This is a genomic window from Mycobacteroides chelonae CCUG 47445 (genome assembly GCF_001632805.1).
In the GTDB taxonomy this organism is placed as follows: Bacteria; Actinomycetota; Actinomycetes; order Mycobacteriales; family Mycobacteriaceae; genus Mycobacterium; species Mycobacterium chelonae.
Genome location: NZ_CP007220.1, coordinates 1,538,408 through 1,560,466 on the forward strand (window position 1 = coordinate 1,538,408; position 22,059 = coordinate 1,560,466).

A 22,059-nucleotide genomic window follows, 5' to 3' on the forward strand; every position below is an offset into this window, starting at 1 on the left:
GTGACGGCGATGAGTGACGAAAACAATGACGAGACGGTAACGCCACCGCCCGAAGACAATGGCGGTCAGGTCATCTCATTCAAAGAGCGCATGCGCGGATTCCGCGGAAGCGACACCGAGCCACCACCGGCACCACGGCGCGCGACGCCTGTCGAATTCATCGGTGACGATCGCTACGGTCGCGCCGCGATGGAAAAGGAGCTGGCGATCCTGGCCGCGACGCCAGAGGGTGCGCGCAACCAACAGCTCAACACCTCCTCATTCAGCCTCGCTGGCCTGGTGCGCGCCGGAAGGATCGACGAACAGACGGCCATCAACAACCTGGTGAGCACGGCGCGGTCGATCGGCCTGGCCGAAAGCGAGATCATGCCGACGATCCGGTCGGCTTTCCGCGGTAGTGACGCCAAGGTCGGTGCGCGGCAGGTGCCCGAACGCGAGGAGATACCAGCGGCGTTCACCATCGACCCGAATGACCCGCTGAGTGTCCCGGCTGATTCTGCTGATGCGTCGGATGTCGCGGCGGCCGAGATCAGCGACGACGAGGCAGAGCGACTACTGGCGCACCATAGGCGCGTCCAGCAGTCCGCATACGACCTCCGCGTGTCAGACGAAGGCCGAGCGCTCTACGCGGCCCAGCAGGCGCATGAGCTAGGTCAAACTGCGCCAGATCCGGTGTCGCTGACCGACTTCTTGAGCATTCCCGATGAGGACGCCGTCTATCGCATCGGTGAGCTGCTCCCGGTTGGTGGCCGCGCGCTACTGGCGGCCCAGTACAAGGCCGGCAAGACGACGATGATGGCCAACCTGCTGCGCTCGTTGGCCGATGGTGTGTCGTTCCTCGGGAAGTTCCCGACGACTCAGGTTGAGCGGGTCACTGTGATCGATACCGAGCTAGATGAGCGCATGTTTCGCAGATGGCTACGCGCGCAGGGTATTCAGAACACCGAACGTGTGCAGGTGCTTCCGATGAAAGGCCACCTCGCGACGTTCAACATCATCGACCCGAGCACCCGTGCATCCTGGGCGGCCAAGCTACATGGGTCGGACTTCATCATCCTGGACTGCCTACGGCCCTGTCTGGATGCCCTCGGGCTCTCGGAGGACAAGGACGCCGGTAAGTACCTGGTCGCCTGGGATGCGTTCGTGGCCGAGACCGGAGCCGACGAGTCGATCGTGGTGCACCACATGGGGCACAGCGCCGAGCGCAGCCGCGGCGATTCCCGGCTGCTCGATTGGCCGGACGTGCTCTGGAAGATCGTGCGGGAGCAGGCCGAGGAAGGGGAGGACCCGGCAGCCGATGGGGGTAAGCGATTCTTCTCGGCGCACGGGCGAGACGTGGCGGTCGCCGAAGGTTTGCTGGAGTACATCCCGGAGACTGGCGGGCTGCTGCTACATGAGGGTGGCCGAGCGGCAACGAAAGCGCGCGACGGGCTGCCGCTGGTGGTGCAGATTCTCTCTGATCCCGAGTTCATCGGCGGCCTTGGCATGCGAGCGCTGACCGCCAAACTGGGCGAGAGCGGTGTCGGTTTCCATGCCGCGCGCAAGATCATCAAGACCGCGATCGAGGAGTCCGTCATTCTCGTCGGTGAGGGTGCCCGTAACGCCAAGGTCATGACATTGAACCCATCTGCGGCGAGGTGGTCATGACGCTGCGGAGATGCTTCGACTGTTTCAGTGTTTCAGTCAGTGAAACAGTCGAGTTGAAACAGTCAGCACGGTGTGTGACTGGCGACTGTTTCAGAAACCCTAAAGGGTTTCTGAACACAGGTCGCGAAACAGTCACCCCGTTCACCGTATGGCTGACCGGCCCGAAACAGTGGATGAAACCCATCCGCGATGTGTTGGGTGGTCTCGCGTTCACGTTGGGTGGCCTCGTTGTGGCATCCACATCAAGCGCTGGGACATCAATCATCAACCGGCGTGTGATTGAGCGTCGGGAGTCGAAACAACGCTCCAGGGAGGTTCTGGGATGTCTCACGCAGTGAACCCGTCGCCAGGTGGCGGACTACCCCCGCCGTTCGTGTCCTTGTTCGTGCCGGGTAAGGCAGCGCCCCAAGGGTCCAAACGTCACGTAGGCCGCGGCGTGCTGGTGGAAAGCTCCAAGGACCTCAAGCCGTGGCGGTCTGAGGTCGCATACTTCGCTCAGCGAGCGATGTCCGGTCGGCCGATCTACACCCAGACACCGTTAGCTGTCGAACTCGGTTTCGTCATGCCGCGGCCAACATCGGCGCCCAAAACCAAAACGCCTCCGGCCATCAAACGGCCCGACACCGACAAACTGGAGCGGGCCATTCTGGACGCTCTGACGCATGTCGTCTATGACGACGATTCGGTGATCATCGATCTGCACGGGCGAAAACGAATCGCCGAGATAGGCGAGACGCCTGGCGTATCCATCTTCGTCACCCCGGTGGACGAGGCGGGCTGGAAATGGTAGGCGTGACGTTTGGGGCGCTCCAGCCCGGTCAGTGTGCGCTCTGCAGCAAGGGTTACTCACTGGGTGCGCGCGTGACGTACCGCAGCCACGACGAAGAGCCAGTGCATGTCATCTGTGCGGAGCTGGCCGATGCCGAGTAGAGAATTCGAGGCGGCCTACGAGGGTCACTGTTTCGACTGCGGCGAGATGATCGCAGTCGGTCAGCACGTCGTCTATGACGATGACGGCGATCTGGTGCATGCCGGGTGCTACAACGATCCAACATCATTCGACCCCAACGGCGATGACGAGGTGCGCTATGTCAAGTTTGTCGAGGTCAAAGAGCGCGACGACCAAAAACCATGCGAGGCATGTCATCTAGTCCATGCAGGTGAGTGTTTCTGATGACCGATCACGACGTACTAGAGGCCCTGGAGTTCACGCCCGATCACGGGCCTTGTGAGTGCGTCAAATGTGGGCTGAATGAAGACCAGCCTGAGCACGAGGGCCGATGCGGTAAGCCAGCCAAGTATCGCGCCGAGATGCACATGATCGACAAGTGCAACCAGCCGGGGCTTACCCCAAATGGCGGAACGATCTTCTTCGTCTGTGAGCGCTGCATGCTGATCGGTGAGCGTGTTGCGGCGCGGATAGCCGCGGCCAATGAGCGGCTGATCAAGGAACGCGACTTCGTGATGATGTGCACCACATGTCAACGACCGCTGAATGATCCGCACAACATCATGGAGGTTGAACCGCTCGATGAGTGAGGTACGCCGATGCAAGGCTGGTCGACTGTGCGACGGCTACGAAGTAGTCGCCGGTCAGCGTCGTGCTGCCGAAGTGACCGGCGAGGCTCATCTGTGTGAGGCGTGTCAGCTCAAGACGCGAAAACTGATCCGCCGCATGCCCAATGACTGGTGCAAGCTGAAACTGACGATCGGGGAGAAGCGAGCGCGCGGTCAGGTCGAGGAGATCAGCCGCAGACCCAAACCCGGCTCAAAGGTGCTGATCAACGTGGACACCGCCGAGCTGATGGGTGAGATCGTGGATGTTTGCGACCGCTCTACGCGACTGGCACTAGGCAGGGGTGAGCGCAAGCGCTCACGTGGTGATGTAGTGGTTGGCCAGTCATCGGCCGACAGATACGACTTCCAGGTGGTGCTCAAAGCCGTTGACGTGGTGACCAAGAACATTGACGTGCTGGCGTCCTCGCGAGAGGGAACCATGTTGGCTCTCAAGGTGTTCGACCTCGGTTATCGCGTCCGCCGGCATCTCGGCGAGACACTGTACCGAGAGAAGCAACACCTACCGTGCCCCGTGTGCGGCGAGCTAGCGCTAGTCAAGGAGGTGCAGGACAAACGTCGAAGCGTCAGCTCAGCCAATCAAGAGGAGATCACCCCAGAGGTCATCCGTTGCCTGGCGTGCAACGGTGGACCCAACCAGGACGGCACATGGACCGAGGCCGAGTACAAGTGGCTCCAGTCGATGGTTCTCACAGATCAGGAGGAGCACGAGATGCTGAAATGGCTACTTGCGGAGGCGGAATGGCAGCGCGACGTATGCGCCTGGCTGGCCGTCGAACGGCAGTGGTACCTAGAGCTGGCGTGCGCCACCACCGGCATGCCGTGGGAGCACTTCCTGACCGCGCTGGAGGGTACTGCCGACCGATGAGCACCAACGTCCACGTCTACCGAGAGTCGCGCGAGGTTAGGAACAAGCGCATCGCGATCATCGCGATCGATCTGCTGACGCGAGTGGTCGCTGGTGACATCGAGGACCCAGCCGCGGCGCTCGCGCGATTCCATCAGGCACGCGTTGATGAGCATGTGTACTGGACGCAGCCAAGCACGATGCCGTACGACCCTGATCAGTGGTTGACGGCCAATGAGATGGCCGAGATCGCTGACGTGCTGCCTAGCACGGTTCAGCAATGGAACTACCGCGGTTACATAACAAGTTCCGAGGCGCATGACGGAACCAAGCTGTACAACGTCGGCGAGGTGAATCGCTACCTCGCACGCAGGCGACCGCGCGAAGCCTGATCTATACTGATCAGGCACCTTTCCGCAAAGGTGTCGTTGTTGTGATGGACGAAGGCCCTCGGACCCCTCCGGGGGCCTTCGTTGTATTTCGGGGCGCGCCATCAACTACCGGGCAACACAATGTCCACTACACGTCGTATCATGAGCAACTGACAGACCCATCCCAAAATCAGGTCCAGGCCTTCCGTCGGAGGCGATTTGAATCCATCAGTGCTGATCAATGGGGTCGAGTTCGTACCGTCCGACACGCCGACGCAATCGCATATCGGCGTCGCGATCACGACGCGGAACCGCCCCGAAGTCCTCGCCACAACACTTGAGCATGTCCGGCGTTTTACGCCGGGTGCGACGGTGGTTGTCGTTGACGACGCATCCACGCCGCCAGGGGTAGGCATCACCTACCGATTCCCCGAGCGTGCCGGGGTCGCCGCGGCCAAGAATAAGTGCATAGAGCTGCTGGTCGACGCTGGCTGTACTGAGCTGTTCCTTCTCGATGATGACTGCTACCCGGTCAAAGAGGGCTGGACCGATCTGTATATCGACAACCCAGAGCCTCACCTGTGCTATCTGTTCAAGACGCTGGACGCGAACGGCAATCCGGTGGGCACTCCTGAGACCATCTATGAAGATGGTCGGACGCGCGCGTTCAGTCACCCCATGGGATGCCTGATCTACATGAATCACAGCGTGATTGAGCGCTGCGGCGGCATGCGGACCATCTTCGGTGTGTGGGGCCATGAGCACGTCGAGTACAGCCTTCGTGTCAACAACACCGGCTTGACCACCAACGCGTTTCAAGATGCCACGGGCTCGGCTGAGTTCATCTACTCAATGGATGAGCACTGGCACAAGCATCCCGAATTCAAGCGCAGTGTGAGCGATCGTGAGCGCCAGACGCAGATCGAGCGCAACGATCATCTGCTGGCCGAGCTGCGCGAGACAACGCACGGGTTCGTCCCATACCGTCAACTGGGCAATGAAGTCATCACCACCATGTTGACGAAAGTGGTTGATCCACAGCGTAAGAACGCTTCCAAGTTGGTGTCAGCCGACTTTCAGGCCTGGCGCAAGTCGATCAGAGGTGCGAAGTCGATCATTCTGGCCGACGAACCCTATGAGCACGACGGAGGCGCCGGGGCATCTGTGGAGTCGGGTCTGAATCCATACCTCCAGCGCTGGATAGTCTGCTATCGCTATCTGCGCGACCACGAGAGCGCGTGGGTATGGATGACCGATGGCACCGACGTCGAGATGTTGCGCGAGCCCTGGGGCTTGATGCGTGAGGGCGCGCTGTACGTCGGGTATGAGCCGACCGTCCTGGACATCCCCTGGATGCGCCAGAACCATCCGCCGTACCAACAGTGGATAGCGGAGAACGGCGGTGCTCAACTGCTCAACGCGGGCGTCGTAGGCGGCGATCACGCGACGCTGCTGGACTTCACAGCGGGCATGGTGCGCGAGATCTTCCGTGTGGGCCCAAGCAAGGTCAAGGGCGACATGGCGGCATTCAATTACGTTGCACGGTCGCCCAAGTGGCGCGAGCGGATCGTTTGGGGCAGTCAATGGCTCACCACATTCAAGGCCAACGAACGCAACGACTGGAGCGTCTGGAAGCACAAATGATGACACTCGATGAGATCGCACAGAAGCACGGCACTGACAAGTCATCGCTGAATCACAACTACACGGCGATCTATGAGCCACTACTAGAACCGCTGCGCGACAAGCCGATAACACTGCTGGAGCTAGGCTGGGGTGGTCACGAGGACCCCGACAGCGGCGGTAACAGCGCGCGCACATGGGCCGAGTACTTCACCCATCCTGGCGCCGAGATCATCGTGGTCGAGCTGGAGTCCAAAAACGTAAGACCAGAAGACGACGAGCGAATCACCCTCTGGCAGGGCTCGCAGGACGATCAGGCGATGATCGATCAGATCGCAGCGGTGTACGGCCCGTTCGATGTGATCATTGATGACGCAAGTCATCTGTCGTCCAAGACGATTCGCTCATTCGAGCTGCTGTTTCGTCATGTGACACCAGGCGGCATCTACGCCGTGGAGGACACGCACGCGTCCTACCACGAGCACTACTACGGGTCGATGGAAGCCAACGAGGACCCCGAGAAGCGCAGACGTGATGGTGAGTTCACCATGATGCAGTTCTTTCAGCGGTTGACCGATGAGGTCAACTACCGCGGGCGCACAGAGCTTGACCTGTTCCCCTCGCGATACGCCTGGAACGTGCCCGTTGAGTCCATCGCGTTCTACTTCAACATGCTGGTTGCGAAGCGGCGATGAACATCCAAATTGGGGTTGTCGCGCATCAGGATCGAATGCTTCAGGCCGAGGACATGATCGGGGCTGTTGACGCGAACGTGGTCGCGTATGACGACGGCGATCTCGGTTGCGAGGGTAACCATCGTCGTGTGTGGTCGATGCTGACCGCGTATGACTCTGACTGGAGTGTCGTACTCGAAGACGACGCGCAGCCCGTCGAAGGCTTTCGCGCACAACTGGAATCAGCTTTGGCGGTTGCGCCTACACCGATCGTCTCGCTGTATCTGGGCAAGGGGAGACCCGAGTTCGCACAGACCAGCATCCGCACGATCGCTCGCGCGCTGTCACCAGAGACGCCGGCGGCGCCATGCTGGTTCACTGGCAACGTACTTCTGCACGCAGTGGGTGTAGCCATCCGCACACCGCTGATACGCGGCATGCTAGACCATCTAGCCCAGCCGCCCGCGGTTTTCATGGCACAGGACCATGCGATAGAGCACTGGGCAAACACAGCAGGGCACCGCATCGGATACACCTGGCCAAGCCTGGTGAATCATGCTGACACACCAACGGTTATCGATGAACACCCCGATGGCATACCCCGCGGACCTCGCATAGTGGAGGGGGCCATAGTGGTCACCCCACGTAGGGGGTGGCGGGTTGGAACACGCGAGCACTGGTCGAGCGATGAGATCAAGCTGACATTGAGGAGACCTCATGTACATCGCTGACCCGTATCCCTCTGCTCATGGTGGATCATCTGATTTCGCAGGTGGTAACAGGCAGAGGGTGCACATCACCGCTGACTACACAGTGCTGGTCGATGGCGTGCAGGTGCCGGGGTTCATTGCCGAGGATGGGGTGACGGTACACCGAGGTAGTACCGATACCAATACGCTCAACACCTTGACCCTCACACTCCTAGTCTCAGACATAGAGATCGATGACGTTGTAGTTGAGGACGTTGCGGTGCTTGAACAGGTCACCGAAGACATCAACGACACATCGCAGGACTGAGATGGTGTGGGCCGGTGACGGTCGAGGCACTGGGACCAACGTTCCGGCGTCCGTACGCCGCGGTGTGCGCATCAGAGACAACGACGAGTGCCAGTTGCGCTACGACGGATGCACGGGCGTCTACGAAGAGCTGGACCACAAAGACGGTGTGACCCAACGGGGTATCGACAGGCGTATGACCCTCACCGTGGATGAACTCCAATGCGCGTGCAGGCCATGCCACAAGAAGAAGACCGCCAAGCAAGCGGCTCAAGGTCGTTCCCGCAAGCGATACCGGGACCCAGAACCACACCCAGGACGCAACCGATAGCCCACGCGGGCGTACAGGGGCTGGGGAGGGGAGCCCCCTGGGGCCCCGGAAATCCCCGGTTGGCATAGGCGCTAAGGCTCCGTACGGGTCTGGCCTTTTTCGGATAAGTCGGAGCCCCAGGTTCAATCCCGACCGATGCGACGTTTTCAGGTCTAGCCGATTGGGACGGCAGAGCATAGTTTCCACTGCGAGTCCTGTTTTTGCATTTCTACAACGACAGGATCAGCGGGTACCTTTTCGAATTCACGGGTTGGTTGACCGATTGCGATGGCGCGGTCGCCGTTCGCAACGACCCTGGCTGGGACGAAGAACAGCTTGCCGAGTGTTTTGGCTTGGTCGGTGCCTTGCTTGACTTCATCCATGCTTAGCCCGTTGTTTGCCGCGAATCCGCAGAGCATGGTCTGTAGCTTGGCTGTATCGCCCGCCGTGTAGGTTTCTAAAATCGAATTGATTGCAGTCTCAATCGTTTTAGTCTGAGTATCGTTTTGACCGGTTGCTGGTGCGGGACTTGTCTGGCCGTGGTCGGAGGCTAAATAGAAACCTCCGGCAGTGATCGCGGCTGCAAGCAGTGCTGTGGCAGCGTGGGTTCCGAGTGTTTTGGCTGACGGTTTCACTTGGTCCCTCTTCTGGGCGCGCGTAGACGAATAAATACGACTGGCCAGATAATGAATACAGCGACGGCCAGTATGGCGACCCCGCCAGCATACGAAACCTGTGCCACTGCGGTGGCAGAAGCCAGAAGCGCAACACCAATGAGCACAATATAATACTTATTTAGCTCAGCTATCCGTTCGTGAATTTTCATTTACGGTGCACCTTAAACTATCGCCGCAGTGAGCTTGTACCCATTGAGGACAAGTTGAATATGCTTTCCTGCGGGCATTTGGAAATCTGGCCAAATTACATCGAAGATGATAGTGCATACGACAGCCGCGCCTCCCGCTGCGATGAACTGACCGACTGGGGTGGACTCTGCGGCCAGGAGCGCGCCGAGCCCGGCGCAGGACGTGATAAATCCTGCTTTTGGCACGTCGGTGGCCATATTGGTGAGTTTCTTACTCTGCTCCTCAGTAAGATCAAGAGTGGCACGAGGTGCCCACTTGCACGCTCCTGTCACCGGGTCTTGAGGCCCCATGGCGCACCCTTTTTGAAGATCGACCGGCCGCTTGTCGTCCGGCCACTGATTTTGATCGGGTGTAGACGGTTGGGTTGGCTGCGGTGTCGGCGCCTGGGTAGGCGCTTGAGGTTGCTGCCCTTGCTGGGGTTGTTGCGGCGCTTGAAAATCCGGGTTGGGCTTTCCGGGGCCTTGGGTGTATCCGGGCGCTGTCGAGTAGTTGGGTGGTTGCGTACCGTGTGCCGGCTGGTCCCATCCCTGTTGCGGCTGCTGCTGACCGCCGGACTGGCCGCCTTGCTGGGGTGCTCCCTGTGCGCCGGTTTGGTAGATCGAGATGCCGTTGTCCTGATTCATCGGTGGCTGATTACCGCCCTGATATTGGGGCTGCTGTCCTGGCATTTCAGGTGGCCTGAATTGGGAACCTCCGCCGTCTGTCATCCCACCTGTCGGCCCAGGCGGGCCGGACGGGTCGGCACCCACAGTCGCCATGGTGGAGAAACCACTGCCTGGCGTGGTGTTGTCGCCCACCACCTGCACCGCGCCGATGACCACTGCTGCGGTAGCTATCACGGCCAACGACTTTCGAAGCGTCGGTGATGTCGTTCGTGGCTCGGGCTGCGGCTTGATTGGGGATTGCAGCACTCGGCACCAGTGCGTCTCACGCGGATTGCTGTGATCTTGAATTTCGGGCTGCATGGGGACAACTTAGACGATTTCGAGCTGCGCTGGTAGTGGACGGCGTCAACTCTTTTAAAAGTTTGCGACTGGTTTACCGGCGACCTACTTGAAGGTAGCCGTTGTCAGTGGTGACCCCTTTGAGCTCCCGTCGGAATGTTCAGGCGTTCTACGCAGCCAGTAAACGGCCAATCAGGCGCGCGCAACGCGCACAAAGGAGCACATCATGGCCGGAGTAGGCCCTACCCCGAAAGACCCAAGTCGGCGAGCAAGACGCAATGCAGGGCCTACGCCGCTGCGCATCATCCCGGCGACTCCCGTCGAGCAGCCTCCGCTACCGCAGTTCGACCTTGAGGTCAGCGTTGACGGTCAGATCGTCGCCCAACAGTTCAAGTGGCCCGCGCGGACAGTTGAGTGGTGGCAGATGTGGAAGGACTCGCCGCTGTCGAGCGAGTTTACTTCCACCGACTGGTCAGAACTGCTCGATACTGCTGTGCTGCACGCCCGGTACTGGAGCGGCGACGTGAAAGTCGCCGCCGAATTGCGTTTGCGCGTTGCCAAATTCGGCGCGACTCCGGAAGATCGCGCCCGCTTGCGCATTCAGTTCGCCGCAGCCAATGAGGCGGACAAGAAGGCCAACGAGCCGGGCGCCAAGCCAAATGGCGGGTCCAAAGGGCGGTACGGGCCGCTGGGGTCGACGGGTTAGTTGCCCTGGAAGCCAACGGTTCCGGGTGAGCGTCCCACGCTCGGCTGGGCCGTACTCGACTGGATAACCGAGTACCTCCAAGTCGTTGACGGCCCCAGCCTGGGTGAGCCGCTGATCTTCACGCCGGAACAGGCGCATTTCGTCGCGCGGCTCTACGAAGTGGACCCGCTGTTCAAGCCTGGCACCGCGATCGTCGGCCGAGCGATGAACAACGGCCGGCTGATCCGCCGTGCGGTGCTCTCCCGGCCCAAGGGCTGGGGCAAGTCGCCGCTGGTGGCGGCGCTGTGCATCGTCGAGGCGATCGGCGATGTGGTCATGGACGGCTGGGATGCTGATGGCCAACCCGTAGGCCGCCCCTGGGTCGATCTCGGCATCAAGCCGAAGGTCCAGATCATCGCCGTCTCAGAGGATCAGACCGCCAATACCTGGGACCCATGCCTGGACATGGTGCGCAGCAGCGATCGGCTGCTCGATGACTACGACGTTGACCCGATGGAAACGTTCATCACGGTTCCGCGCGGACGAATTGAGGCCGTCACGTCGGCGGGTGTCAGCCGTGAAGGTTTCCGACCCGTCTTCACCGCAATGGATCAGACCGAGAGCTGGACCGAGACCAATGGCGGCCTGCGGCTCGCTGGGACCATCCGTCGCAACCTCGGCAAGGTCAACGGCTGCTCGGTCGAGACGCCGAACGCTTTCCTACCCGGTGAGAACACCGTCGCCGAGCGTTCGTGGAAGACGTATCAGGCGCAGCTTATTCGTGCGGAGCGCCCACAGGGTGAGGGCCGGGTGCCTGGCGGGCTCTACTACGATCACCGCGAAGCACCACCGGAAACCGACCCATCCGACTACGACTCGCTGCGCGAGGGGCTGCGCGTGTCGTACGGCGAGTCAGCCGATGACAACGGCGGATGGGTCAACCTTGATCGCATCATCCAAGAGTATTGGGATGACGACACCGATCCGCAGGACGCGCGCCGGTACTACCTGAACCAGATCACCCACGCGTCGGACCAGTGGATCAGTCAGATCGAGTGGAGCGCGATTCGCGTTGGTGCCGAGGACAAGCCAGACCCGAACCCCATCAAGCCGGGTGATTTCATCGCGGTTGGGTTCGACGGCTCACGCGGCCGTCAGCGTGGAAAGGCTGACGCCACGGCGCTGATCGGGTGCCGCATCCATGACGGCCGACTGTTCACCATCGGCATTTGGCAGGCCGAGAAACACGAAAAGAACTGGGTACCTCCGGTTCACGAGGTGGATGCCGCGGTACGCAAGACGTTCGCAGACTTCCGGGTCATCGCGTTCAACGCCGACCCAACCGGCTGGACTGAGCAAGTCGTGGCCTGGGAAAAGGACTTCGGGCGACGGCTCAAGGTCAAGTGCTCCGTCAAGAATCCGATGATGGCCTGGCCAAAGGGTAAGGGCATCAACGTAGTCGAGCACATCGAGATTTTCCGTCACGCCGTCGTCACGTCGGGTCAGGATGCTGGCGCGGAAGACTCCGTCATCACGATCAGCCACAGCGGCGATCTCGCGCTGACACAGCACATCCTCAACGCACGAAAGCGCGCCGCCAGCCGCGGCTACCTGATCCACAAGGCATATCCAGAGTCCCCCAACAAAATTGACGCCGCGTACGCGGCGGTCATGGCGTACAAGGGGCGGCTCGACTGCTACGCCCAGGGTATCGGCGTACGCGTCAACTCATCTAGCCAGGGAAGGATGGTAGTGCTCGGATGACCACTGCAATCGCGCTGCCGTCGCTTCAATTGTCGAAGGACGAACAAGCCGTACTGATGGATCTGACTACTCAGCTCCAGAGGCACCAGGGCGAGAACCTGATCAAAGAGCAGTACTACGAGGCCAAGCGCCGAATGGAAGACCTAAAAATCGCCATTCCGCCAACGCTTTCCAACCTGATGTGCTGCGTAGGTTGGCCCGCCGTCGCCGTTGACAGTCTGGTAGAGCGGCTGAACTTTGAGGGCTGGTCATACGAGGGTGACGGCGAGGACCGCGACCCGCTGGGGCTCGATGAGATCTTCCTGGAGAACGATCTCGATGTCGAGTCGGATGTCAACCACACAGACGGCCTGATGTACGGAACCTCCTTTGTGGCTGTTTCTTCCGGTCTCGATGATGAGCCTGAAGTGGTCGTGACGGTGGAGTCGCCGCGGAACATGACCGCGATCTACGACCCTCGGACGCGTCGCGCCACCTCGGCGTTCTTGCAGATCGTTGACCGTGAGCAGCGGGTGGTAGGTGGGCGGTTGATACTGCCCAACGAAATCATCGCCCTGGAATGCGTTCCCATGGAACTCAGCGCGGCGGGCGTGGGCAATATGCGTGTGGTCGACCGCAACAAACACAATCTAGAGCGCGTGCTTGTGGCGCAGATGATCAACCGGCCACGGTCGGGTGCGCGCGGCCGCAATGGTCACTCTGAGATCACCGAAACCCTTATCTCGCATACACAGTCGGGTATGCGGACCCTGGCCAACATGGAGGTGGCCCGCGAGTACTTGGCATCCCCGCAGCGGGCGGTGCTCGGCGCGAAGGAATCGTTCTTTGTCGGCGAGGACGGTAAGCCAGTCCCGGCGTGGAAGTCCTACATCGGCCGCATGATCGCGCTGGAGCGCGACGAGTACGGCGAGATCCCGGACATCAAGGAATTCAAGGGCGCCAGCCTGGAATCGTTCTTCGGCCAGATGCGCACCCTCAGCCAGCTCGTATCCTCCGAAATCGCAGTCCCTGCAAATTATTTGGGCTTTGAGACAGACAACCCGCCATCTGCCGACGCGATCCGGTCGCTAGAGGGTCGCCACGTCAAACGCGCAGAGCAGCGCCAGAAGACATTTGGCCGCGGCTGGTCGGAGACCGCGCGGCTGTGCGTGATGGTGCGTGAAGGCAAGAAGTTCAACGAACTGCCCGGCGAGATTCGCAAGGTACGCCCCCAGTGGCGCGACGCCGCAACGCCGACCTTCGCGGCCACATCCGACGCGGTGACCAAGCTCATCGACAAGGGCGTTTACACGCCGACATCGCGTGTCACCCGCGACAAGCTGGGAATCAGTCGGGCTGATCAGCGACAGATGGAGATTGACGATAAGAAGACGACGGTCACGAACCTCGTCGCGTCGGTCCGTCAGGGTGTCGAGAATGCGCGCCAGGACAGCCAGGTAGCGTCCCTGGCTGACCGTAGAGCGGCATCTGTTGGCCAGCCTGGTTGAGCAGGCTCAAGCGCTCCAGGGCGTTCTGGGTGATCTTACTACGCTGTCCACCAAAGATCTTGTGGGCCTGTACAAGAAGCTCGAAAGCGACGGCGCGACGGGTGCCGACCTGCTGGACGCGTTCAAGGCCGTTTTCCCCGAGGTTGTACAGCCCTACGTCGAGGCCGCATCCCAGGTCGCGAATCAGTGGTACGGGGAGCTGGCACCTGATGAGCCCTACACACCAAAAGCGGTTGACGCGATTGACGCGGTGCCACAAGACCGCATGATGAACTCGCTGGAGTGGGCGTTTCGCGCAGCTGGCACCGCTCATCCGCTGACCCGGCTGACGGGTTCGGCACAGCGCATGGTGTTCGACGGTGCTCGCGCGACGATTCTGCGCAACGCCGACGCCGAGAAGGTCAAGTACTCGCGCCTGGCGTCGCCGGGTGCGTGCGAGTTCTGCCGAGTGATGGCCACGCGCGGAGCGGTATACCGCAGCGCTCACGCGGCGCAGGCCGGCCATGACAACTGCCATTGCGTGCCGGCTGTCGCTCGCGGAAAGCTCAAGTTCCAGCGTCCGGGGTATTACCAGGACTGGGACGCCGAGTACATCGACACGGTCAAACAGCTCGAAGCTGAGCAGATCAAGCCGACGCTCAACGCGGTCCTGTCGAAAATGCGGGCCAACGAACTGGCCGCGTCAGACAGCGGGCCAACACTGGTAGCGATGTCTACCAAGAAGTCACCGGCGCCAGCAGACATGGCCAAGTGGCTTGATGCCGAGAAACAGCATCAGTACGACGTGTCAGCGTGGTTGTCGGCCGAGAAGAGTCACACCAAGAAGTTGGCCAAGGCCGCGGCGCAGGCCAAATACGTGGCCAAGAAGAAGGCGACCGCCGAATGGCTGGCGGCCGAGCAGCAGCACCAGGCCGACGTGTCGGCGTGGCTGGTGGCCGAGAAGGACTTCACCAAGAAGAAAGCGAAGGCGGCGGCGCAGGCCAAGTATGTGGCCAACAAGAAGGCCGCCGCCAATACCGTCGCGTGGCTCAAAGCCGAGCAGGTCTACAACGAACAGCAGACATTGCTTGAGATGGCAGCCGAGGCAGCCAAGGCATCCGCGAAGGTCGCCGCAATGGCCAACGCGGCGGCGAACGTCGATCTCAAGAAGGCGTCCAAGGCGCTGGCGGCGGCCAAGCACGCGGCGAAGAAGAAGGGCGACACCACCAAGTACGACGCACTGGCCAAGATGACACCCGCCGAGTATGCGGCATCCAAGGGTGGGGTGGCCGCGCCGAAAGCCACGACAACGATCACCGCGAAGGTCACCACCCCGGAGACCGCGGCGACGGCGGGCATCGGCACCGTCAGCACCGCCACCAAGCCCAAGGCTGTCGTTGGTGCGCTGACCGACTCACCGAGCGCTCTCGCCAGCACCGGCCAGGTTCTCGGTACTCACGGCGCCACCGTGTACACCGACTCCACGTCTCAGAAGTGGTTGGTCAAGGGTCCCAAGAACCCGAATGATCAATTCCTGGTCACGCTGGATGCGGCATCCGCTGAGCTGCAAGCGAAGTCGGGCTTGACTACACCGGCGATGTACATCATGACGGTAGGCGGCAAGCGTCAGTCCGTTCAGTACATGTTCCCCGGCAGCAAGAGTGCCTTTCCTTCTGGGGTTGACCTGTCCACAATCAGTGAACCTGATCTGTTGACGATCCAGAAGCATCACGCGCTCGACTGGCTGATGGGTAACCACGACAGTCATGCCGGGCAGTTCATCCGTGCTGGTAGCGGTGAGATTGTCGGAATCGACAAGGGCCAAGCTTTCAAGTATTTCACCGGCGACAAGCTGGACTGGAACTATCACCCCAACGTCAAGCACGGCACGCCAGAACCCATTTACAACACGCTGTTTCGACAGTACGCCGAAGGCAAGCCCGGTAAGTTGCTCAATCCCTCGGGCGGCGAGCTAGCGGACTACATCCAAGGTCTACAGGCGATCCCAGACAAGGAGATCCGCAACCTATTCCGGCCCTACGCCGAGGGTGCGGTCAAACAGGGAAAGCTGTTGGTCGAGGCCAACGGTAGCACTCCGACGAACAATGTTGACGCGTTCCTAGAAGCCGTTGTTGCCAGAAAGAACGGTCTCGCAAACGATCTGAGCGCGTACTACGTCAAGGCTGTCGAAAAGCGCCTGACGAAAACCAAAGTCAAGGGTGAGGTCACCACCGTGACGCCGGGGATGACCATCACGCAGGGTGACTTCCTACCACCAACTCCGATCCCGACTGGTCCGACGCCGGTCCTGTCTGGAGACGCGCTCAAGAAGGCTGGTAAGGCGCTCGCATCAGCCAAGTACCTGGCGAAGAAGAAGGGGGACACCGCCAACTTCGCTCAACTGTCGAAGATGACACCCGAGCAATACTGGCAGATGAAGAACGGCAATGGGCCTAGCCAACCTGTTGCGGCACAGTCTGTTACGAAGCCTGCGAAGGGGACAAAGTCCGCCAAGTTACTTGAATGGGAAAAAGAATTCCTGAAGACGTCCGGGTCGAGTGGGTTCTTCCAGCCTGTCAAGGCGTACGCGGTCGAGAAGGGTATCAAGCTCTCCGAGGCCATCCCCGAATTCGACAAAGAGTTCGGTATCGCGGCGCTCACCACTGATCAGTTGGCGAACCTGCTGGGCTACTACGACGTTGGGGTCCAGACCAAATGGCTCGGCAAGTACGGTGACGCACTCGGCGACGACATGGCCAAGAATGTGCTGGACAAGCTCAAAGCCCAGGGTAACTCCAAGATCAAAGAACCTCCGAAACCTGTTGTCATTAAACAGGGGACGAAGTACACCCCCGAGCATGAGCAGCCCGCGGGCGAGCTGGCCAAGCTCGGCAAGACGGTTATCGCCAACTCCAAGGCCCCCGTCGGATCTGCCGACAACCCGCACGTTTTCGATGCCAGCGGCAAGGCGGTTGAGTGGCAGCAGTTCGGCTCGCTGATGTCGCCACAGAATGCCTCGGCTTGGAAATCCGACCAGCACAGTGCCATCAAGTCGTACACCGGCAGCGGCTACAGCACAATGAACGCACACGCTCGCGAAGACAAAGTGCCGTCAGCCAAAACCAAGGCGCTCGATTCGGCGTTCTACGAGCACAATCCGTTTGAGGAGCACATCGTGCTCAGCCGCGGTACGCACGCTGTCGAGTTCAACGACGAGAACAGTCTGGGAATGAAGTTCAGTTTCGGCGCTGACATCGATGCGCTCAAGGTGCTGGAGGGTGAGACGTACATCTCCAAGTCCTTCCTGTCCACGTCGATCACCACCACGCCGGCATTCCACAACCCGGTTCGCGTGCTCTACAAGATGAAGCCAGGTCAGCGCGGCATCTTCGTCTCGGGTACACCAGACGGAATGGATCAACTGACCTCCGTCGGAACCCACGAGCGCGAGGTTATCCTTCCCCGTAACCAGAAGATGAAGGTGCTGGAAGTGCGCAAGTCAACCGGGTCGTCACAGTTCAAGGTTGACGTGATCGTGGAGGTGGTGGATCAACCTGTCTAATCCCATCCCCACACGCTGGTTGCCCAACGGCGTATACGACATCATCAGCGCCGAGCTGGGCGCGTTCTATGACCAGCCGGATTATCCCGGCGCACGCACTGGCGCTGGGCGTTACGTCGACCTCTTTCAGGACCCGGAGCTGGAACATCCAGTCGGGCGACTCTGGACCAACGACAAAGACGCCTGCGGTCTGCTGCATGTGGCAGACGGCGATGAGGTGCTGTACGCCTACGTTGCGCTATCAATTCGTCGCGAGCTACATCAGGGGAGTGCCGCGAAGAACACCTTTGAGCACATGTGCGCAGAGTGGAATGAAGACGGCACGCTTACGACGACAAATCTCGCGGATATTGAAGACTCCGCGATTGCACTCAACGCAGACCTGTAGAACCAAATAGTTAAGGCCCCTAACGGGATTTCGTTAGGGGCCTTTTGCGTGCCTGGTTACGGATGAATTCCTTGCTCCCAGCATAGATAGAACTGGGCAACGGTCTCCGCCCATTCGACGCGGCGTTTCACACGTTTCGCGTACCACTTCGCGAACTGCTCGCCCATTTCGGCATCAACGCACGCGTTGTACCGCACCCATTCCAGCGCCTCTCGGTAGTCCTCATCCGTGGTCTTCATGGTAGAGCACTCTACCACCGAATTGGTAGAGACGTATACCACCCTCACCGCACAAATCTTCCGCTCACACCCGAGCGGATCGCCCGAAACGGGCGCCCCCTCTATGCGAAACGCAGGAGAGATCTCACATGTCAGAAGAAGTCGGAACCCCCACGCCCAACTCGATGCCCGGAGCGGCCGAGACCGCGGCTGGTCAGCAGCCAGACGCGACGGGGGAGAGCATCGACGAGCTGGAAACTTCGTACGACGAACAGCTCGCGACGCTGGAGGGCGAACGCGACCAGTGGCGCGACCAGGCTCGTAAGAACGAGGCTCGCGCAAAGACAAACGCGGCCAAGGCGAAGGAGCACGATCAGCACTTCGCCGAGTACAAGGCCGCGTTCGATCGCGAACAGCAGAAGAAGGAAAGCGAGAAGACACCTGATCAGCGCGTGCTAGATCAGGCAGCTCAGGATCGGGCTCGCGCCGAGAAGGCCGAGGCTGACAAGGCTGAGGCAGATGCTCGCCTTCTGAGATACCAACTGGCCGAAGGCATTCCACCGTTTGCGCTGCCACTGATCACGGCGACTTCTGAGGAAGAGATCACTGCCGAGGTCGAGGACCTAAAGGTCAAGCTCGCTGCCTACGTCACTGAGGTGACCAATAGCCAGTCCCGCAGGCCAGCTCCCGATCCGGCGTTTGGGCGCGGTGGTGCCGCTGGAGCAACTCCAGAAGAGCAATTCGCCGCAGCGCTCAGAGGCGTTATTTAGCAACCACTTTCATTTGAAAGGAGGTCACACCAATGGCTGGTGTGGACATCAATCGGACTACAAACGGGGTGCTTCTGCCCCCGGCTGTGTCCCAGCAGATCTGGCAGAACGTCCAGCAGGCTTCGATCATTCAGCAGCTCGTGCCGCAGATTGATCTTCCCGCTGGTGGCCTGTCCATCCCGATCATCACGGGAGATCCCCAGGCCGAGTGGGTCGATGAGACCGACGAGAAGCCGGTAAGCCGCGGATCGCTGAGTTCCAAGAACATCAAGGGCTACACGCTTGCCGTGATCGTCCCGTTCTCGAACCAGTTCAAGCGCGACCTTCCGGGCCTATACAACGCTCTCGTCAGTCGCCTTCCGCGTGTCCTTGCCAAGAAGTTCGACCGTACGTGCCTGGGGTTCGACCCCTCGCCCGGTACTGGATTCGACACTCTCGCGGCTGCGCCGACCGCTTCGATCGCTACCAACGTCTACGACGGCTACGTCGATGCGCTGGAGTCTGTCGCTTCGGTCGAGGGCTCTGACGTCGAGCGCTGGGTTCTCACCTCTCAGGCTGAGATCGCCGCGCTGGGCGCCAAGGACACCATGGGTCGCCCAATCTTCATCGACTCGGTTACCCGTGAGGGTCGCGTTGAGCGAGAGATTCTGGCGCGTCCCGTCTCCAAGACACCGCATGCCTACAAGGCCGGTTCGCCGTCCACCGTGGGCTTCGGCGGCGAGTGGTCCACCGCAATGTGGGGCTACGTGGAGGGCCTGTCCATCGACATCTCCAGCCAGGCGAGCCTGACTGATGGTGCCGAAACGCTGAACCTGTGGCAGCGCAACATGTTCGCAGTCCGCGTCGAGTTCGAGGTTGGTTTCGCCGTTCGCGACGTTAACCGCTTCGTCCGCATCACGGGCGCAAACGCCGCTCCGGGTAGCTAGCAGAAGGGAGCGGACAGTGGCCGCCGTTGCAATCACCAGAGGCGAGATTCAGGCACATCTACCGGGTGCGCCCGATGAAGTGGTTGATCGTCTCATCGCTGGCACGATTGCGCGAGCGGCCCTGTTCGCGCCCTGCATTACCTCAGCCCAATTCCCCATAGAGAAGGCGGCCGCAGCGAAGGACATCCTGATCGATGTCATCGTGCGTGCCGCCGAATCGGGGAGTGGCGTGCAGAGCAACATTATGGCTGGCCCTTACCAGGTCAGCTCTGATACCTCCAAACCGCGACGCCGCCGCTTTGAGACCGACGAGATACGCGATCTCAAGGCCCTGTGTGGCATCAAGTCCGGCGGTGCGTTCACCATCACTCCGACGTACGACGCGACCGACGCATATACCGAGGATGTAACCCCGGCGTGACGATCATCGCAGCCATTCCCACCAACCTGCTCGGTGCTCTGCACCGCTACAACTCGGCCGCGGTCAACGCGGAGAACGCGCCAGTTCGCACTTGGACGCCACCCAAAGGTCAGCGCGGCATTCTGTTCTGGTTTCAGGCGGCCGCGCCCCCTGGTGGCGCTGGGGACCCCGAATACATCAAGGATCGGTCCGTCGATCGGGTTGAACTGTATATCCCGCCCTTGCTCATCGACATCGACGGCAATGCAATGGACGATCCCGGCGCGATGGATGTGATCGACCTCCCCGACAAGAACTCGTTGCGTGGCGTGCGACCAGGACGCGCCGGCCTCCTGCAAGCGCTCAATGACGACCGAATTATCTGGAACCGCTACGAGGTTCAGGGCTGGCCGCGCGATTACACCAACGGTTTTCACCTATGGCAACCAGGCAAGGTTGTCGACCTAGAGAGGGTCACCTGATGTTCCGAGTTCACCTCAAGAGCGGCGAGCACGTTGATTTTCCCGAGGATGGCAAGTCTGAGTGGGAGACCGAAGAGGTCACCAACAACCTGATAGTGAGCACCGACACCCGCATTGGGATTTTCAACGGCGACCAGTGGACGCACGTAGTCGAGGATCGCGACACCGATGGCGAGTAGTCGGGTTCGCATTCAGCACAAGGTGAACGGCTACTACAAAATTCGCGGTGCTGCGGGAGTGAGAAGCGATCTTGAGCGCCGCGCAGCCGCGATCGCCGCGGCGGCGAACGCCGAGTCCGGTACGGACGGGTTCAAAACCAGCAGTGTGCAGGGCGTTAAGCGCCCTCAAGGTCGTTGGCGTACGACCGTAATTCCCACGACATTCAAGGCTATTCGGCACAATGCCCGACACAACACATTGGTGAAGCGGCTCCATGGCTGAGCTGATCGTTCCCAAACCATCTGTAGCGCTTGCGGTTCAGGCATTGACCGCAGGGTTACCGCAAGCTGGCCTAACCGGTGTCTTCGTTTCTTCCAAGAAGCCGGGCACTGCGACGGGTCATCGCATCCTGCCAGGCAAGTTCATCCGCGTAACGCGACTGAACTCGGGTGGGATGCTCAATCGCGTTACCGACCAGGCACATCTGCTGATCGAGTGCTGGGACGATAGCGGAGAAGGGGAGAAGCTGGCCAACACAGCGCGTGGGGTGTTGCGCGCTGTCAGTGGCCAAACGATCGCTGGCGGATTCGTTCGTTGTGCCGGTGACGACAACGGGCCCGTGGAATTTCCCGATCCCGACGTGCCGAGTCACGACCGCTATCAGTTCACGGTCGACCTGCTCATCTCCACCAACTAGCCCGAAACGGGTGCCCCTCAGGTCCGGTCCAAGTTCCGACCACTTCTCAGTAGAAGGGGACCAATTATGGCCAATTCCAAGAACATTTGGGCGGCAACTCTTCACGAGGATGGCGGTAGCTTCTACCGTGCTCCTCTGGGGACCCCGCTGCCTGATGACGCCCTTGATGCGCTTGACGCTGCTTTCAAGGACCACGGCTGGATGGGTGACGACGGGTTCAAGGTGAGCCCCAAGCGTGACACCACCAAGCACAAGGCATTTGGTGGGTCCACGGTCAAGACGACCCAGGACAACTACGAATGCACTGTTACCGCAACGATCTACGAGCAGAACATTGTGACGCTCAAGACCGTCTTCGGTGACGACAACGTGACCGTGAGCTACGCGAGTGGTCACGCCAAGTACCGCGTCGAATGGTCTGATGCTCAGCTGCCGCGCAGCTCGTTCATCCAGCGCTACATCGACGGACGGAAGACCGCGCTCAATGTGATCGAAGAAGGCCAGATCGTAGAGATCGAGGACATCGAGTATGTCCACGATCAACTGGTCAAGTTCACGGTCAACATCGACGTGTACAAGCCGGAATCTGGTAACCCCGGCGTCTACTCGCTGATCGACGATCCCGACGCCACTGGCTCGGGCTCCTAGATCGAAAGTCTCACCCCGGCAATGGTTGTACCTCTGGACCG

Annotated in this window: 25 protein-coding genes and 1 pseudogene; 23 read left to right on the top strand and 3 right to left on the bottom strand. The window is 60.4% G+C overall.

Going from position 1 to position 22,059, the window contains the following annotated elements; translation table 11 throughout:
• Positions 1-9: 9 nt before the first annotated feature.
• The 11 genes from BB28_RS07620 (at position 10) to BB28_RS07665 (ending at position 7,754) form a co-directional block, all read left to right on the top strand.
• Positions 10-1,647: an AAA family ATPase gene (locus BB28_RS07620; protein WP_046253058.1), complete on the top strand. Its 1,638-nt coding sequence runs from the start codon at positions 10-12 to the stop codon at positions 1,645-1,647.
• Positions 1,648-1,969: 322 nt separating this feature from the next.
• Positions 1,970-2,437, top strand: a complete 468-nt coding sequence (locus tag BB28_RS07625) for a RusA family crossover junction endodeoxyribonuclease (RefSeq protein WP_046253059.1) — start codon at positions 1,970-1,972, stop codon at positions 2,435-2,437.
• A gap of 2 nt (positions 2,438-2,439) precedes the next feature.
• Positions 2,440-2,577 (top strand): hypothetical protein, encoded by a 138-nt coding sequence (locus BB28_RS24990; protein ID WP_157889428.1) that lies wholly within the window; start codon positions 2,440-2,442, stop codon positions 2,575-2,577.
• Entirely contained in the window at positions 2,567-2,821 is a 255-nt protein-coding gene (locus BB28_RS07630; protein ID WP_064393432.1) for a hypothetical protein, read from the top strand. The genes BB28_RS24990 and BB28_RS07630 overlap by 11 nt, the downstream gene beginning before the upstream one ends.
• A complete protein-coding gene (locus BB28_RS07635) occupies positions 2,821-3,186 on the top strand; it encodes a hypothetical protein (protein WP_046253061.1) in 366 nt (121 codons plus the stop codon). Before BB28_RS07630 ends, BB28_RS07635 begins: the two co-directional genes overlap by 1 nt.
• Positions 3,179-4,090 carry a hypothetical protein gene (locus BB28_RS07640; RefSeq protein WP_046253062.1) on the top strand — a complete coding sequence of 304 codons (912 nt, stop codon included), beginning with the start codon at positions 3,179-3,181 and terminating at the stop codon, positions 4,088-4,090. The genes BB28_RS07635 and BB28_RS07640 overlap by 8 nt, the downstream gene beginning before the upstream one ends.
• Entirely contained in the window at positions 4,087-4,461 is a 375-nt protein-coding gene (locus tag BB28_RS07645; protein WP_046253063.1) for a hypothetical protein, read from the top strand. Before BB28_RS07640 ends, BB28_RS07645 begins: the two co-directional genes overlap by 4 nt.
• A 210-nt stretch (positions 4,462-4,671) precedes the next feature.
• Positions 4,672-6,084, top strand: coding sequence for a glycosyltransferase family 2 protein (locus tag BB28_RS07650; protein WP_052740130.1), 1,413 nt, complete (start codon positions 4,672-4,674; stop codon positions 6,082-6,084).
• A complete protein-coding gene (locus BB28_RS07655) occupies positions 6,081-6,758 on the top strand; it encodes a class I SAM-dependent methyltransferase (RefSeq protein WP_126315376.1) in 678 nt (225 codons plus the stop codon). The genes BB28_RS07650 and BB28_RS07655 overlap by 4 nt, the downstream gene beginning before the upstream one ends.
• Entirely contained in the window at positions 6,755-7,468 is a 714-nt protein-coding gene (locus BB28_RS07660) for a glycosyltransferase family 25 protein (RefSeq protein WP_046253065.1), read from the top strand. The genes BB28_RS07655 and BB28_RS07660 overlap by 4 nt, the downstream gene beginning before the upstream one ends.
• Positions 7,455-7,754, top strand: coding sequence for a hypothetical protein (locus BB28_RS07665; RefSeq protein ID WP_126315377.1), 300 nt, complete (start codon positions 7,455-7,457; stop codon positions 7,752-7,754). The genes BB28_RS07660 and BB28_RS07665 overlap by 14 nt, the downstream gene beginning before the upstream one ends.
• Before the next feature lie 462 nt (positions 7,755-8,216).
• Here the strand turns inward: BB28_RS07665 and BB28_RS07670 are convergent, their stop codons facing one another.
• Positions 8,217-8,678, bottom strand: a complete 462-nt coding sequence (locus tag BB28_RS07670; protein WP_046253067.1) for an Rv0361 family membrane protein — start codon at positions 8,676-8,678, stop codon at positions 8,217-8,219.
• Positions 8,679-9,232: 554 nt separating this feature from the next.
• Positions 9,233-9,874: pseudogene (locus BB28_RS24995) on the bottom strand (hypothetical protein); the annotation flags it as partial.
• 205 nt (positions 9,875-10,079) lie between these two features.
• Here BB28_RS24995 and BB28_RS25415 point away from each other — a divergent pair.
• Genes BB28_RS25415 through BB28_RS07700 form a run of 5 tightly spaced genes read left to right on the top strand, consistent with a single transcriptional unit; the run spans position 10,080 to position 17,718 of the window.
• The gene (locus BB28_RS25415; RefSeq protein ID WP_046253069.1) at positions 10,080-10,559 is read left to right on the top strand and encodes a phage terminase small subunit; all 480 of its coding nucleotides are present in this window, start codon (positions 10,080-10,082) and stop codon (positions 10,557-10,559) included.
• On the top strand, positions 10,560-12,302 hold the full coding sequence (locus BB28_RS07685; RefSeq protein ID WP_046253070.1) for a hypothetical protein: 1,743 nt from the start codon (positions 10,560-10,562) through the stop codon (positions 12,300-12,302).
• A complete protein-coding gene (locus BB28_RS07690; protein ID WP_046253071.1) occupies positions 12,299-13,789 on the top strand; it encodes a phage portal protein in 1,491 nt (496 codons plus the stop codon). The genes BB28_RS07685 and BB28_RS07690 overlap by 4 nt, the downstream gene beginning before the upstream one ends.
• Positions 13,773-17,330 (top strand): VG15 protein, encoded by a 3,558-nt coding sequence (locus BB28_RS07695; RefSeq protein ID WP_052740137.1) that lies wholly within the window; start codon positions 13,773-13,775, stop codon positions 17,328-17,330. The genes BB28_RS07690 and BB28_RS07695 overlap by 17 nt, the downstream gene beginning before the upstream one ends.
• Before the next feature lie 19 nt (positions 17,331-17,349).
• Entirely contained in the window at positions 17,350-17,718 is a 369-nt protein-coding gene (locus BB28_RS07700) for a hypothetical protein (protein WP_046253072.1), read from the top strand.
• A gap of 56 nt (positions 17,719-17,774) precedes the next feature.
• On the opposite strand, the gene BB28_RS07705 is transcribed toward BB28_RS07700, so the two are convergent.
• Positions 17,775-17,957 carry a hypothetical protein gene (locus BB28_RS07705; protein ID WP_046253073.1) on the bottom strand — a complete coding sequence of 61 codons (183 nt, stop codon included), beginning with the start codon at positions 17,955-17,957 and terminating at the stop codon, positions 17,775-17,777.
• Positions 17,958-18,085: 128 nt separating this feature from the next.
• Between BB28_RS07705 and BB28_RS07710 the strand changes: the two genes are divergently transcribed.
• The 7 genes from BB28_RS07710 to BB28_RS07745 all read left to right on the top strand — a co-directional run bounded on the left by BB28_RS07710 (position 18,086) and on the right by BB28_RS07745 (position 22,018).
• Entirely contained in the window at positions 18,086-18,706 is a 621-nt protein-coding gene (locus BB28_RS07710) for a hypothetical protein (RefSeq protein WP_075874212.1), read from the top strand.
• A 32-nt stretch (positions 18,707-18,738) separates the two neighbouring features.
• Entirely contained in the window at positions 18,739-19,632 is an 894-nt protein-coding gene (locus tag BB28_RS07715) for a phage major capsid protein (RefSeq protein WP_052740139.1), read from the top strand.
• Between the two features lie 16 nt (positions 19,633-19,648).
• Complete coding sequence (locus tag BB28_RS07720; protein WP_052740140.1) at positions 19,649-20,053, top strand: hypothetical protein; 405 nt, start codon at positions 19,649-19,651, stop codon at positions 20,051-20,053.
• Positions 20,050-20,514, top strand: coding sequence for a hypothetical protein (locus BB28_RS07725; RefSeq protein WP_046253075.1), 465 nt, complete (start codon positions 20,050-20,052; stop codon positions 20,512-20,514). The genes BB28_RS07720 and BB28_RS07725 overlap by 4 nt, the downstream gene beginning before the upstream one ends.
• Positions 20,514-20,693, top strand: coding sequence for a hypothetical protein (locus BB28_RS07730; protein WP_046253076.1), 180 nt, complete (start codon positions 20,514-20,516; stop codon positions 20,691-20,693). The genes BB28_RS07725 and BB28_RS07730 overlap by 1 nt, the downstream gene beginning before the upstream one ends.
• A 254-nt stretch (positions 20,694-20,947) precedes the next feature.
• A complete protein-coding gene (locus BB28_RS07740) occupies positions 20,948-21,370 on the top strand; it encodes a hypothetical protein (protein ID WP_046253078.1) in 423 nt (140 codons plus the stop codon).
• A gap of 66 nt (positions 21,371-21,436) precedes the next feature.
• A complete protein-coding gene (locus tag BB28_RS07745; protein ID WP_046253079.1) occupies positions 21,437-22,018 on the top strand; it encodes a phage tail tube protein in 582 nt (193 codons plus the stop codon).
• The last annotated feature ends 41 nt before the right edge of the window (positions 22,019-22,059 follow it).

Excerpts from the sequence above, each read along its gene's own strand:
- BB28_RS07620 (WP_046253058.1), top strand. The coding sequence starts at position 10 with ATGAGTGACGAAAACAATGACGAGACGGTAACGCCACCGCCCGAAGAC.
- BB28_RS07625 (WP_046253059.1), top strand. The coding sequence starts at position 1,970 with ATGTCTCACGCAGTGAACCCGTCGCCAGGTGGCGGACTACCCCCGCCG.
- BB28_RS07630 (WP_064393432.1), top strand. The coding sequence starts at position 2,567 with ATGCCGAGTAGAGAATTCGAGGCGGCCTACGAGGGTCACTGTTTCGAC.
- BB28_RS07635 (WP_046253061.1), top strand. The coding sequence starts at position 2,821 with ATGACCGATCACGACGTACTAGAGGCCCTGGAGTTCACGCCCGATCAC.
- BB28_RS07640 (WP_046253062.1), top strand. The coding sequence starts at position 3,179 with ATGAGTGAGGTACGCCGATGCAAGGCTGGTCGACTGTGCGACGGCTAC.
- BB28_RS07645 (WP_046253063.1), top strand. The coding sequence starts at position 4,087 with ATGAGCACCAACGTCCACGTCTACCGAGAGTCGCGCGAGGTTAGGAAC.
- BB28_RS07655 (WP_126315376.1), top strand. The coding sequence starts at position 6,081 with ATGATGACACTCGATGAGATCGCACAGAAGCACGGCACTGACAAGTCA.
- BB28_RS07660 (WP_046253065.1), top strand. The coding sequence starts at position 6,755 with ATGAACATCCAAATTGGGGTTGTCGCGCATCAGGATCGAATGCTTCAG.
- BB28_RS07665 (WP_126315377.1), top strand. The coding sequence starts at position 7,455 with ATGTACATCGCTGACCCGTATCCCTCTGCTCATGGTGGATCATCTGAT.
- BB28_RS25415 (WP_046253069.1), top strand. The coding sequence starts at position 10,080 with ATGGCCGGAGTAGGCCCTACCCCGAAAGACCCAAGTCGGCGAGCAAGA.
- BB28_RS07690 (WP_046253071.1), top strand. The coding sequence starts at position 12,299 with ATGACCACTGCAATCGCGCTGCCGTCGCTTCAATTGTCGAAGGACGAA.
- BB28_RS07705 (WP_046253073.1), bottom strand. The coding sequence starts at position 17,957 with ATGAAGACCACGGATGAGGACTACCGAGAGGCGCTGGAATGGGTGCGG.
- BB28_RS07710 (WP_075874212.1), top strand. The coding sequence starts at position 18,086 with ATGTCAGAAGAAGTCGGAACCCCCACGCCCAACTCGATGCCCGGAGCG.
- BB28_RS07715 (WP_052740139.1), top strand. The coding sequence starts at position 18,739 with ATGGCTGGTGTGGACATCAATCGGACTACAAACGGGGTGCTTCTGCCC.
- BB28_RS07730 (WP_046253076.1), top strand. The coding sequence starts at position 20,514 with ATGTTCCGAGTTCACCTCAAGAGCGGCGAGCACGTTGATTTTCCCGAG.
- BB28_RS07740 (WP_046253078.1), top strand. The coding sequence starts at position 20,948 with ATGGCTGAGCTGATCGTTCCCAAACCATCTGTAGCGCTTGCGGTTCAG.
- BB28_RS07745 (WP_046253079.1), top strand. The coding sequence starts at position 21,437 with ATGGCCAATTCCAAGAACATTTGGGCGGCAACTCTTCACGAGGATGGC.